Origin of the sequence: Segatella baroniae B14, assembly GCF_022024235.1 — a bacterium.
GTDB classification, from domain to species: Bacteria; Bacteroidota; Bacteroidia; order Bacteroidales; family Bacteroidaceae; genus Prevotella; species Prevotella bryantii.
On the sequence record NZ_CP091799.1, the window covers coordinates 488,075 to 502,005 of the forward strand.

General features: G+C 37.2%; 9 protein-coding genes, 1 other RNA gene and 1 pseudogene. 6 read left to right on the forward strand and 5 right to left on the reverse strand.

All coding sequences use genetic code 11. The features are described 5' to 3' along the window. Positions 1-10: 10 nt before the first annotated feature. Positions 11-874: an RNA polymerase sigma factor RpoD/SigA gene (locus L6469_RS02065; protein WP_027453451.1), complete on the reverse strand. Its 864-nt coding sequence runs from the start codon at positions 872-874 to the stop codon at positions 11-13. A gap of 151 nt (positions 875-1,025) precedes the next feature. Beyond that, entirely contained in the window at positions 1,026-2,504 is a 1,479-nt protein-coding gene (locus tag L6469_RS02070) for a Do family serine endopeptidase (protein ID WP_006282382.1), read from the reverse strand. A gap of 442 nt (positions 2,505-2,946) precedes the next feature. Between L6469_RS02070 and rnpB the strand changes: the two genes are divergently transcribed. From rnpB to L6469_RS02085, 3 genes are all read left to right on the forward strand, one after another. Continuing rightward, positions 2,947-3,338, forward strand: an RNA gene (gene rnpB / locus L6469_RS02075) — RNase P RNA component class A. A 28-nt stretch (positions 3,339-3,366) separates the two neighbouring features. Next, positions 3,367-3,786: a hypothetical protein gene (locus L6469_RS02080; protein WP_006282381.1), complete on the forward strand. Its 420-nt coding sequence runs from the start codon at positions 3,367-3,369 to the stop codon at positions 3,784-3,786. A gap of 19 nt (positions 3,787-3,805) precedes the next feature. After that, positions 3,806-4,222, forward strand: a complete 417-nt coding sequence (locus L6469_RS02085; RefSeq protein WP_006282380.1) for a YkvA family protein — start codon at positions 3,806-3,808, stop codon at positions 4,220-4,222. A 177-nt stretch (positions 4,223-4,399) separates the two neighbouring features. On the opposite strand, the gene nifJ is transcribed toward L6469_RS02085, so the two are convergent. From nifJ to deoD, 3 genes are all read right to left on the reverse strand, one after another. Further along, positions 4,400-7,990 (reverse strand): pyruvate:ferredoxin (flavodoxin) oxidoreductase, encoded by a 3,591-nt coding sequence (gene nifJ, locus L6469_RS02090; protein WP_006282379.1) that lies wholly within the window; start codon positions 7,988-7,990, stop codon positions 4,400-4,402. A gap of 51 nt (positions 7,991-8,041) precedes the next feature. Then, positions 8,042-9,226: an ATP-binding protein gene (locus L6469_RS02095; RefSeq protein WP_006282378.1), complete on the reverse strand. Its 1,185-nt coding sequence runs from the start codon at positions 9,224-9,226 to the stop codon at positions 8,042-8,044. A 192-nt stretch (positions 9,227-9,418) separates the two neighbouring features. Then, the gene (gene deoD / locus L6469_RS02100; protein WP_006282377.1) at positions 9,419-10,120 is read right to left on the reverse strand and encodes a purine-nucleoside phosphorylase; all 702 of its coding nucleotides are present in this window, start codon (positions 10,118-10,120) and stop codon (positions 9,419-9,421) included. A 487-nt stretch (positions 10,121-10,607) separates the two neighbouring features. Here deoD and L6469_RS02105 point away from each other — a divergent pair, with 487 nt between their 5' ends. The 3 genes and pseudogenes from L6469_RS02105 to truA all read left to right on the forward strand — a co-directional run bounded on the left by L6469_RS02105 (position 10,608) and on the right by truA (position 13,929). Beyond that, a complete protein-coding gene (locus L6469_RS02105) occupies positions 10,608-11,681 on the forward strand; it encodes a hypothetical protein (protein WP_027453453.1) in 1,074 nt (357 codons plus the stop codon). A 38-nt stretch (positions 11,682-11,719) separates the two neighbouring features. Beyond that, the gene (locus L6469_RS02110; protein WP_006282375.1) at positions 11,720-13,132 is read left to right on the forward strand and encodes a ComEC/Rec2 family competence protein; all 1,413 of its coding nucleotides are present in this window, start codon (positions 11,720-11,722) and stop codon (positions 13,130-13,132) included. 18 nt (positions 13,133-13,150) lie between these two features. Next, a pseudogene (truA, locus tag L6469_RS02115) lies at positions 13,151-13,929 on the forward strand (tRNA pseudouridine(38-40) synthase TruA). Positions 13,930-13,931 lie beyond the last annotated feature (2 nt).

Consider the following 13,931-nt stretch of genomic DNA (forward strand, 5'->3'; position numbering starts at 1 on the left):
TGATAATTTTTTATTGACCTAAATAACTTTTTAGGTACTTATTTTTCGTATTGTGACGGAGTCGCCTTATAGCTTTCTCCTTAATTTGTCTAACTCTTTCTCTAGTGAGTCCATATTTGTCACCAATTTCCTCCAGGGTCATTTCGGCTTGTCCTATTCCGAAAAAAGCCTCTACGACATTGCGTTCTCGCTGGTTTAGCGTTTCAAGAACTCGTGCGATTTCTTCACGTAACGATTCGTGCACCAACTCACTGTCTGCTGAAGGTATATCCGTATTTGGAAGTACGTCAAGTAAGCTATTGTCTTCACCTTCTTGAAATGGTGCATCAACACTTACATGGTGTGTATTCACGTTTAGTGCATCTGCGATTTTATCTTCGGGCAAATCGATATTGTCTGCAATTTCATCAACACTTGGGCGTCGTTCGTTTTCTTGTTCGAAACTATTTACAAGTCGGTTTATTTTATTTACGCTGCCTACTTGGTTTAGTGGTAATCTAACGATACGACTCTGTTCTGCTATGGCTTGAAGAATACTTTGGCGAATCCACCACACAGCATATGAAATGAATTTAAAGCCCCTTGTTTCATCAAATTTTTTTGCAGCTTTAATAAGCCCTAAATTTCCTTCGTTAATAAGATCAGGAAGGCTTAGTCCCTGATTCTGGTATTGTTTTGCAACAGAGACCACGAATCTAAGGTTTGCTTTTGTGAGTCTTTCTAATGCTCTTTTATCGCCTTTTTTTATACGTTGGGCAAGTTCTACTTCTTCATCAACAGATATAAGGTCTTCATGACCGATTTCTTGTAGATATCTGTCTAATGCGGCGCTTTCACGGTTAGTGATTGATTTTGTGATCTTTAGTTGTCTCATGGCATATAATTTAAGTAGTCGCAAATGTACTGCTTTTTGTTGATTTTACAAAAAAAATAGTAGATATTTTTCTAAATACCTACTATTTTTTATCTTTATTGTAACAATCTGCTACGTCTTATGTCTACACAGTAGCCATAGAAACTCTGATTTATTCTTGTTCAAGAGGTACAGCAAAGTAAGCCTTCTTTCCTGTAGGCCATACACCTTGGATATAGAGGACAGGGTCTTTGCTTGTAGATGCATTTTTAACAATTTTCTGAAGTTCATCGATGCTCTTGATTGGTTGATCATTGACTTTCTGAATAATGAATCCACGACTGATACCTGCTTTTTGAAGGGCACCCTTATTTATCTTGGTAACCTCTACACCATAATTAATCTTAAGCTGTTCTTTTTGCTCATTGGTAACTTCTCTAAAATTACCTCCAAGTATATCAAGATCGGCTGCTTTAATAACAGAAGTTGTACCTTGAGCGTTCTTTAAAGTTACAGTCTTACTCTTCTTTTGCTTATTATGCAAATAAGTTAAGCTGAGGCTTTCGCCAGGACGTTTCTTGCTTATAATTTCCTGAAGCTCAGACATTTTTGTAACTTTTTTACCATCTGCTGCAATAATAACGTCACCTTCTTTTAATCCAGCAGCAGCACCAGCGCCTTCTTCGTCAACTTTGGCTACATAAACGCCTTCGTTGGTTCCTAGATTGACTTCTTTACCAGCCTCTTTTTGGCTATTAATATAATTAAGAACGTCGCCGCCTTGAATGCCAAGCATAGCACGCTGAACGCTACCAAATTTTTTAAGATCATCAACTACCTTATTCATGATAGTAGTAGGGATAGCAAAGCCATAACCACTATAACTACCTGTTTGTGAATAAAGCATAGCATTAATACCTACAAGTTCACCTTTAGTATTAACAAGTGCTCCACCTGAGTTACCAGGATTGATAGCTGCATCTGTTTGAATAAAACTAGCTACACTAGGGCCATCCCCTTGTCCAGATAGACCACGGGCTTTAGCGCTAACAATACCAGCGGTAACTGTAGAAGATAGGTTATACGGGTTTCCTACTGCAATTACCCATTCGCCAACTTTTAATTCATCACTGTTACCTATAGGCAGTGTTGGAAGATTCTTTCCGTTAATTTTGATGAGAGCAAGGTCTGTTGATGGGTCTGTGCCAATGATGGTTGCACTGTATTCACGGTTATCATTTAAAGTCACAGTTAATTCATCTGCACCATTAACTACGTGATTGTTAGTTACGATATATCCATCAGAACTTATAATAACACCACTTCCTGTAGCTTCCTTCTTTGGTGTTTGTACTTGTCTTTTTTGTGTTCCGCCATTTCCACCTTGTGGATTGCCAAAGAATCCAAATGGATCGAAGAAATCGAAAGGGTCGCTCTGAACATCTACAGTCTTTGTCTTTGCATTTTGTACATATTTAATATGTACTACAGCAGGAAGAGCTTTGTCTGCAGCATAAGTTAAATCAACAGGCTGACCTGCAGGAAGAGCCATGGATTTGCTAGCAGCTTTTGCATTAATGAATGCAGTTGAAGATATAGCAAGTGAAGCTATGCACAAACCTGTTACTACATAATTTCCTAGTTTATTCATATTTTTAATTATTTAAATTGTTCTTATTATGTTTCTCAAGGAATATTTCCTATTGGATTGTACGATTATGGAATTGTTTTCCATTGGTTTTGTAATCCATATGGGATCTGTTTTCCCTTTTACATTTGCAAATATAAAAGCATTTTTCTTTATTCGTTCTAAAAAGGTTATTTCTTTATCCCATTTTAACAATTCGATTTAACACTTTAACGCAAATTAATGTACAAAAAGCTTTGTTTTATCTATATATAGTGTTTTGTAGTGCTATTTTTGGGGGTCTATTATATTTATTGAAAGAAAAGATAATTAAATATATGTAATTAAAAGTGGCTTTTATGATAAAAAATAGTGAAAGAGTTAATCTAATAGAGTTTAAAAACTGTATTTATGTAAAGGAAATATTGTTGATGTATTATATTTTTAGTATCTTTGTATCATGAAAGCAGTGTCCCGGCTCTGTCGCTGGCATCTTAATGGTGCGAGAGGAAAGTCCGGGCGGCATAGGGCACTCCACTTCCGAAAGTAGAAGCTATTGGTGACAGTAGGTGTCGGCAGAAGAAAATAACCGCCTTAAATACTAATGAGGTTTATCTTGTTGTGTTAGGGTAAGGGTGAGAAGGTGGTGTAAGAGACCACCAGCTGATGGGTGATCATCAGGCTGTGTCATCTGGAGGACGCAAGTTCATGTATACCGCAGATTGAGAGCGGCCCGTTCGATTGTCTTTGGACTCCTGCGGAGGGTAGAATGCTTGAGCTCAGGGGTAACTCTGAGACTAGATAAATGACAGGCACCTTTTTGAGGTACAGAACCCGGCTTATAGGGGCACTGTTTTCTTTTTTCCTTTTTTTGTTTTTATGGTGTATGCGTTTAAAAGAAACCAATAAAATTTTGGATGATTTTGAGCATAGTGTTACTAATCGTATCCGTGCTTGTGAAGGAAGAACTGGTTTTCCTGTCATGGAGGATTATGGCATTACACGTGCTGAACTTGATAGTTATCTTTTTGACAAGCAGGCTATTATAGATAGTGAGGGCTCAGAAAGAACTCGATATACCTGGGTGGGAATCTTAATGGTTATTCCTATTGTAGTGATGTCTACTATTCCTGAAGATAATTTACCATTGGGTAGGTGGACAATAATTATGGCTATCTTGGTTGGTTTGCTTCTTTGTTTGATAAAATGGTGTATTGTAAAGGTTATGATTCGTACAAAGTTAAATAAAATATCTAATCCGTCAATAGATCGTTATATCGATGATGTATTGAATTATCAATTGTAAATCCTTAATTGTTACATATATGCAAGCTCCTGAATTACCAGATTTCATGTCCTATAAGGACAAGTTTAATAAAACAGCATTTATAGAGAAAATCGCTCGTATAGCAAAGCGCTCTGGTGCTAAATTGGTTTATGCAGCTTTAATACTGTATTATACATTAGAAAGTGATAAAGTATCCATGAAGGACAAAGCTATTATTATAGGTGCTTTAGGGTATTTAATCAGTCCATTAGATGTTATACCTGATGCCATTCCTATTGCTGGTCTTACTGATGACATTGCTGTGTTGATATACGTAGTTAAAAAGATATGGGGTGAGGTCTCTGATGATGTTAAAGTTAAGGCTAAAGAAAAAATGAGACTTTGGTTTGATGAGGAAGAGATGAAGGATGCAGATAACCTCTTTAGTAATGACAGGACTGAAGACCCTGTATAATATCAAGGTAAAATTTGTAATTTTAGAAATATTTTATTTAGTAAAAAGTGATTGGATAATTTTCTAATCACTTTTTTTATTAGCATTCAGCTCTAATAAATAAAGAGGAGCTCATCGTGTGATGAACTCCTCTCGTTATTTATTAGTATAAAACTATTCTAGTTTGGAAACTTTGAATTATTCGCTCCAATCCTCTTTGCTCTTACGAACATAAGACTTGTAACGCTTCAAAGCACTAGCTTGTGTAGCAGCATAAAGCTCTTCTGCTTCTTTAGGGAATGCCTTAGCAAGAGAAGCAAAACGAACCTCACCCATCAAGTAGTTACGGAAGTTATCCCAGTTAGGCTCTTTAGAATCGAGCTGGAATGGATTCTTGCCTTCTTCTGCCAAACGTGGGTCGAAACGCCACAAGTGCCAGTATCCACACTCAACAGCGAGCTCTTCCTCGTGCTGTGAACGGTTCATAGAACGCTTGCCCTTACCATCTGGATCTTTACCCTTGATACCATGGTTGATACATGGAGCGTAAGCGATAATCAAAGATGGTCCAGGATAAGCCTCAGCTTCACGGATAGCCTTCAATGTCTGATTCTGATCAGCACCCATTGCAATCTGAGCTACATAAACGTAACCATAGGTTGCCTGCATCAAACCAAGGTCCTTCTTAGAAACGCGCTTACCTGAAGCAGCAAACTGAGCGATAGCACCGATTGGGGTAGACTTAGAAGACTGGCCACCAGTGTTAGAGTAAACCTCTGTATCAAGTACCAAGATGTTAACATCTTCTCCAGAAGCAAGTACGTGATCGAGACCACCGTAACCAATATCATAAGAAGCACCGTCACCACCGATAATCCACTGTGAACGCTTAACAAGGTAATGATCCAATGTCTTAAGCTCCTGGTTGATAGGGCAACCTGCTTCAGCAGCAGCAGCGATTAATGGCTTCAACTCTGCAGCAGCTTCCTTAGAACCCTCAGCATCGTCCTTAGCTGCAATCCACTTGTCTGCAGCAGCCTTGTATTCTTCTGTAGCGTTAGCGTCTTCCTTAGCCTGGTTCAAAAGTTCTACAATACGAGCCTTCATCTTCTTGTTACCCATAGCCATACCAAGACCGAATTCGCAGAAGTCCTCGAACAATGAGTTGTCGAAAGCAGGACCCTGACCTTTAGCGTTGGTTGTATATGGAGTAGCAGGAACAGATGCTGAATAGATAGAAGAGCAACCTGTAGCGTTAGCAACCATCTGACGATCACCGAAGAGCTGAGAAATCAACTTAACGTAAGGAGTCTCACCACAACCTGAACATGCACCAGAGAACTCGAACAATGGCTGAGCAAACTGTGAGTTCTTAGGGCTCTGCTTGATGTCTACAAGATCCTGCTTAGAAGTTACGTTCTTAACACAGTAATCCCAATTCTTTGCTTCCTGAATCATATCTTCAGCGTCAACATTGAATGGAACCATCTTTAATGCCTTCTCACCCTTCTTACCTGGGCAGACATCAGCACAGTTACCACAACCAAGGCAGTCTAGTACAGATACCTGGATACGGAAATTCATACCCTTGAGAGCTTTAGGAGCCAAAATATCCTGAGTTGCACCCTGGAAGTTAGCCTTTTCAGCTTCATCGAGAACGAATGGACGAACAGCAGCGTGAGGACAAACGAATGAACACTTGTTACACTGGATACAGTTCTCTACGTTCCAAACTGGTACGAATGTTTCAACACCGCGCTTTTCGTATGCAGCTGTACCGTTCTGCCAAGTACCGTCTACAGTATTGTGCTTAACGAAGTCAGAAACTTTCAACAAGTCACCTGCCTGTGCGTTCATAGGACGAACGAGCTCTTTAACGAAATCTGGTGCATCGTCAACCTTCTTTTCATCTTCAGGAAGGTTTGCCCATGCTGGATCAACAGTAAGTTCTTTGTACTCACCACCACGATCAACAGCAGCGTAGTTCATATTAACGATATCTTCACCCTTCTTACCGTAAGACTTAACGATGAACTTCTTCATCTGCTCAACAGCGAGATCTACAGGGATAACACCTGTAATACGGAAGAATGCAGACTGGAGGATAGTGTTAGTACGGTTACCCAAACCGATTTCTTGACCAATCTTGCTAGCGTTAATATAGTAAACCTTGATATTATTCTTTGCGAAATAAGCCTTAACGTGGTTAGGGATGAAGTTAATCAACTCCTCGCCATCGAAGATAGTATTCAACAAGAATGTACCGTTTTTACGGAGACCACGAGTAACATCGTACATGTGCAAGTAAGCCTGAACGTGACATGCAACGAAGTTAGGGGTATTTACCAAGTAAGCAGAGTGGATTGGCTCATCACCGAAACGGAGGTGAGAACATGTGAAACCACCAGACTTCTTAGAGTCGTATGAGAAGTAAGCTTGGCAATATTTATCAGTATTGTTACCGATAATCTGTACAGAATTCTTGTTAGCACCTACAGTACCATCAGAACCAAGACCGAAGAACTTAGCTTCGAAGAGACTATCGCCACCCATTGGAATTTCCTCTTCCTCTGGAAGTGAAGTGAAAGTAACATCGTCTACGATACCTACAGTGAAGTGATTCTTTGGCTCTGGCAACTCGAGATTCTTGAATACAGCAACAATCTTAGATGGAGTTGTATCGCTAGAACCCAAACCATAACGACCACCAACAATCAATGGATTACGCTCGTCATCGTAGAGAGCAGACTTAACATCGAGGTACAATGGTTCGCCCTCAGCTCCTGGTTCCTTAGTACGGTCAAGTACAGCAATGCGCTTAACTGTAGCAGGAATAGCCTTCTTGATAGCCTCAACAGAGAATGGACGGTAGAGGTGAACTGCTACCATACCAACTTTCTTACCCTGCTTTACGAGGTAATCGATAGCTTCGCGAGCTGGCTCTGTTGCAGAACCCATCAATACGATAATGTTTTCTGCATCTTCTGCACCATAATAGTTAAACAAATGGTATTCACGACCTGTAATCTTGCTGATTTCAGCCAAGTGCTTCTCTACAATCTCTGGGATTGCATTGTAATAGCTGTTAGAAGCCTCACGGTGTGTGAAGAATGTTTCTGGATTCTCAGCTGTACCACGAGTAACAGGACGTTCAGGAGTAAGTGCACGGTTGCGGAAATCCTCAATCCACTCCTTCTTAACCAATGGACGGATGTCTTCCATATCCATTTCCTCAATCTTATGATACTCATGAGAAGTACGGAAGCCGTCGAAGAAGTTAATGAATGGAACTTTGCTCTCGAGGGTAGCTAAGTGAGGAACTGCAGAAAGATCCATAACTTCCTGAACAGAACCTGAACAGAACATAGCGAAACCTGTCTGACGACAAGCCATAACATCCTGGTGGTCACCGAAGATACAAAGTGAGTGAGAAGCCAGTGTACGAGCTGATACGTTGAATACACATGGAAGCAACTCACCAGCAATCTTATACATATTAGGAATCATCAGAAGAAGACCCTGAGAAGCTGTATAAGTAGATGTCAATGCACCTGACTGTAGTGAACCGTGAAGTGCACCTGCAGCACCTGCCTCAGACTCCATTTCCTGAACTGTAACAGTCTGACCAAGAAGGTTCTTACGACCTTTGGCAGCCCATTCATCTACGTGCTCTGCCATTGGAGATGACGGAGTGATAGGGTAGATGGCAGCAACCTCTGTAAACATATAGCTTACGTGTGCGGCAGCTGTGTTACCATCACAAGTGATAAACTTTTTTTCTTTAGCCATTTTTTATTATAATATAAAATGTTAATGTATATATTTTTGTTTTTAACAATCTTAATACAGAAAACCTAATAACCAGAGTGGAATTTTATTATCTTGCCCTACCTCTGTATTGTATCGGGCATAAATTGTATCTGTGTTATATCTGATTTTACTTGATTTTTGTGCATCACAAATTTTGAATTTGTATTTATCATCTACTATGTAGGTGTCTCTTGGACCTAGATTAACTTTATGATCTTTCCATAAAGCATTAGAAAAGAATGTCTCCATCTGATCTTGTTTCACTACTTTAATAGGATAAATAGCATACATCAAGTTGGTATTGTGTAGTATTATCTTTCCTGGTTTTTTGGGAAAATCTTGGCCAGGTGGATATACCATATTAATGAGTCGTGCATCTGCTAAATATTTGATGTAATTCATAACTGTAGCACGACTGGTTTGTATTTCGTCTGCAAGTTTACTAATATTTGGGGCTTTTAGTCCCTCTACTGCTAAAAGATAAAATAACTTTTTTATTTTAGAAAGGTATTTTAGTTCTATTTGCTTGATGAGAAGTATATCTACTTCTGTCATCATGTTCATCGTCTTTAGTAAATTTTCAGAAAAATTACTTTGTTCCAAAAATAAAGGAAAAAAACCATGATGGATATAATCCTGAAAATACTTAATTGGACTTACCTTAGGGAGTATTTCTTTAATAATATGTTCATGATTATTTAGTATCTCTTCTAAAGTATAAGGATGAAAGTTATTACCAGTCTGCAAATTAATAAATTCTCTAAAAGAGAATCCACGCAAATTGTAGCTATGAATAATATCTTTTAGTATAGGATTTTGTTTGAGTCGCATTACGCTTGAACCTGTAAACACTATTTTAAGTGTAGGGTTTTCATCGTATACTCTTCTTATTTGATTACTCCAATCCGGCTCTTTAAAAATCTGGTCGATTAAAAGTACTTTACCACCAAGACTAACGAAATCTTTAGCAAAATCAGCAATGCCGTGTCCTTGAAAATAGAAGTTATTCATATTTACATATAGACATGAACGGTCATTGGGCGCAAAGTTCTCTTTAGCATACTGAAGTAAAAACGTAGTTTTTCCAACGCCTCGGGTTCCTTTGATACCAATCAATCTGTCGTTCCAGTTGATCTGATCCATCAAAATACGCCTTACAGGAGCGTTGGTATGTTCCAGTAGAAAAGTGTGTGTGCGAAAGAAAGCTTCTTCCATTTGTTAGTACTGATATTTTTTTTGTTTTGTTCTGCAAAGGTACTATTTATTTTGTAATTTGCAAACTCAATATTGCAAATTCTTTGTATTTTAGTTTTTTTTAGAAATATACTAACTAAAGTTAATTGTGTGGTAAAGATAATTCATTTTTGTATTAAAAAAGGAAACTTTTTTAGTTTCCTTTTTTGTGAATTATATTATACTAAATGCTACTTTCATCATGTTGGTGAAAGCTTTTTGACGTTCTTCACTGCTTGTCTCTTCTTTTGTAATAATGTTGTCACTAATTGTAAGTATAGTTAGTGCTTTTCGTTTTGCTTCGATGGCATTAGTATAGAGGGCTGCACATTCCATTTCTATAGCTAGAATGCCTAGTTTTTGCCATTTTTTCCAATTTTCTTTTGAATCATAAAAAATATCTGAAGATAGTATATTGCCAACATGGTAAGGGATATTCATATCCTTACTTGATTTGGCAGCGGCAGTTAAGAGGTCGAAATTTCCTATAGGTGCAAATGTACCAGGTATGTCTAAAAAATTATTAATATAGTTAGAATCAGTACAAGCTGCTTGGGCTATAACAATATCACCAATATTTATACCTGGTTGTATGCAGCCTGCTGTTCCTACTCGGATAATCTGTTTTACTCCATAAAAGTGATATAGTTCATGTGTGTATATACCAATAGATGGCATACCCATACCATGTCCCATGATGCTGACTTTTTTACCTTTATAAGTGCCAGTGTAACCAAACATATTTCGAGTGGTGTTAAACAGAGTTGCGTTTTCAAGAAATTTTTCAGCCATAAATTTTGCGCGTAATGGATCTCCTGACATGATGACAGTTTCCGCAATTTCGCCTATAGATGCTGTGTTATGTGGTGTTGCCATATTATTAAATTGTAATTTTAGAATATTGTTACTATTACAAAAATACAAATTAAAAGGTTTTTTCCAAATAGAATTGGCATTTTTTTATAATTTGAAATAAAAAAATAAAAGGATATCAGCCTTCTCGGCTAACATCCTTTTGTTGTACTCAGTTATCTGAGCTTAATTTTTAGTGCTATTTGTTCTTAGTTTTAACCATCCTAAGATCACTCCCAAGATAGTTTTTGTTGAATAAATAAATATTTGTAAAACTTTAACTAATCTTATTCTTCGTTGTTTGTAAAGCTATCAAAAAAATAAGCGACCAAATTTATTTACTTTTTAAAAAAAAGAAAATAATTGTTTTCTTTTCACTTTGTATAATTTTTACTAGTTAAATTTTGAAAGTGATAAGGATATATCAATTCTCCAGGTGTTTTCTTTTTTATTATAGATAGTATTTTTCTGCGCAGAAATTGTTACCTTTGCATTCTAAATAAAGATGATTATGACATTACATATATTCAATCCGGAGCATGATCTAGCTTTGGCAGCTAACAAGAAAGGTTTTACAGCTCCACATGCTGCAAGGGAACTACGCTCTGATTTAGCTTTTATTCCTGCATTATGGGCGAAAGAAGGTGATTTGGTGTTGGTTGATGATATCGACTTAGCTATTCAACGTGTCAAGAGATTAGGATATAGCATAGTCGTTGAATTTCTTACAATTGATCAACTATCTGAACATTTTGATGAAATTGTAGGGGAAAAGAATTTGCAGGTTTGTGCCTGGGGATGGGACTTATCTTTGAAGTACCAATTGCAGACAAAATGTCCGCAACTTGCGCATTATCTTCCAAGTGATACTACTTTGGAGAAAATTAGAAAGGTAAGTAGTAGAGAGTGGGCAGTCGAGCATTTACAAAAATACTCAAAGTATTGTTTCTCTCTGGAGAGTGTTAAGGAAGTGACTTCCCAAATGAAGAAAAGTGTGTTAAAAGCTCCTTGGAGTTCTAGTGGTCGTGGTATTCGTTTTCATATTGATGGTGATGAACTGCAGTTAAGATGGGCAGATAATGTTATACGCAAACAAGGTGGAATTGCTGTAGAACCTATGTATTCTAGGGTAAAGGATTTTGGTATGGAGTTCGAAGCGCATGCTGATGGTCATATCGAATATTGTGGATTGTCTTTGTTTGATACAGTGAATGGTGCATATGTAGGTAATGTTTTGGCTTCTGAAAGTCAAAAAATAAAGATGATGGAACCTTATATTAGTAAAGATAGGTTGATTGATATTCAAAATCGTATTATCCAAGTTATGCAAAAAGAGCTTAAAAATGTGTATGTTGGTGTATTTGGAGTTGATATGATGGTGTATGCACTTTCAGAATCTGCAGAAGAATATGGAATTAATGAATGTGTCGAAGTAAATCTAAGACGAACCATGGGACATGTGGCTTTGGCTTTAAGTCCTGAAGATTCCAATAGCAGACCCAAGGTAATGAGCGTTAATTTTGACGGAAGTCATTATCATCTTAAAGTGTTGGCGACAAATAATAGGGAAGAGGAAGATAACTAAAAATGTTATTTTCTTACAAGGGGGATAATCATTAAATAATGGAAGAATCTGAAATAGAAAAATGTCCCCTTCTCAGAGTACTATTATTTATAATAGTTGGTATTTATCTTGCAGATTATCTGGGAAGGGGTGTTTCCACTGAAGTATGGATGCTTATCGTTTTGGTGTGTTCAGTTGGTTTTGTTGTCTTGAGCTTTTGTCGAAAATTACAATTAGCACAAAGTCTCTTGATATTTCTCTTGGCTTTTTCTGTAGCAGGTTGGAGAATGTGTCTACAACAGAATCAACTATTTAGCACAAAATATGACCAGCTTGATTATTGTCAAGCTATAGTAGCTCAGGAACCTTCTATACATGGTAAGGTTGTAAGAACAAAGCTTCTAGTGTTGGATGGGCAAAACGTAGGTCAGACTTTTAATATTAGTATCCTTCGAGATCGGTTGCTGGAGAAATGGCGACGTATTCATGAGGGTGATGGGGTAATAGTGCATGCATTATTATATGATGGCGCTTTTATTTATAAGGATAACTGGATAAAAGCAAGCGTATCGCTATCTGCCGTAAGTGGATTAATGCGACTTCGTGTGTATGCTTTAAAATTACGTCATAAATTATTGCTACATATTAGCAATCATGATTATTCACCAAGTTTTGCTATTATCGCAGCAATGACTTTGGGAGATAAATCATATTTGAGTAAAGAGCAAAAAAATGATTTTTCTGCAGCAGGTAGTTCTCATCTTTTAGCACTATCAGGGTTACATTTATCAATTTTAATAGGTGTACTCTTGCTTTTGTTTCCCAAAAATCGTTGGCAAAGTCAACTGTTTATACTTTTGGCAATATGGGCATTTGTAATATTAGTAGGTATGTCAGCATCTGTAGTTCGGTCTGCTATAATGCTTTCATTATGTATGCTCATGCATATTGCCGATAGAAAAGGCTTTTCTCTTAATAGCTTGTCTTTTGCTGCAATATTAATGCTCCTATGTAATCCTCAGTCACTTTTTGATGTTGGATTTCAAATGTCGTGTATGGCAGTAATGGGTATTATACTTTTGACGCCAAATATTCATAATAAAGTAGGAAGTATACTTCTTGTTTCGTTATCTGCACAAATTGCGACATTACCATTAACCTTGTATTATTTTGGACAGTGGTCGTGTTATGGGATTTTTTTAAGTTTGTTAGTAATTCCATTATCAACCATAATTCTTTATGGAATGTTAGGGGTATATCTGTTGCTTCCATTTACTGTTTTTGCTCAAAAGTTGTATATTGTAGTTGAAGAAATGGTAGAGATATTAAATAAAGTAGTATCTTTTGTTGCTTCTCTTCCTGGAGCCATGATAAACCATGTGTATATAAGTAAATTTCAAGTCTTTTTACTCTATGTTGCGATTTTGTCTTTTTATATGGCCATTAAGAAATTTGTATTAATCAAAAAATAATATTACCTTTGCAACCATATGCATAGATATTTTATAATATTTGCTTATGATGGTACCAATTATCATGGATGGCAAATACAACCAAATGGTAATTCTGTTCAGGCTGAGCTACAACACGCATTAGCTTTGTCTCTTCGAAGTTTTCTACTATTAAAGTCAAATGATTTTGAAATAGAAGTTGTAGGAGCAGGTAGAACTGATGCTGGGGTTCATGCGAGACAGATGGCTGCCCATTTTGAACTTTCAGAAGAAGAGTTTCCTCTATTAGATGAAAGTAAGTGCAAACAAATTGTTTATCGTATCAATCGCATTTTACCTAGAGATATCTCTGTGAGTGATGTTTATCCTGTTGAGTCTGATATGCATGCGCGATTTTCTGCAAAATGGCGTACGTATCATTATTATATTCATACAGACAAAAATCCTTTTTGCGCTTTTATTCTTTGGAGACTCATTATCCTCTCGACTTTGATTTGATGAATGAAGGAGGAAAAATAATTATGGAGCATCAAGATTTTGCAGCATTTTGTAAAGCAGGTGCAGACAATAAAACAACTTTGTGCGATGTAACAGAATGCAAGTGGGTTCAGACTTCTCCTACTAGCTGGTATCTTACGATTACCGCAAACCGCTTCTTACGTAATATGGTTCGTGCTGTGGTAGGTACATTATTTCTTCTTGGACGTCATAAGATCACGCTAGATGATTTGCGGGTTATTCTTCATGAAGGAAATCGTAGTAAAGCTGGTGAGTCTATGCCAGGAAATGCTTTGTTTTTAGAGAAAGTAGAATATTGATA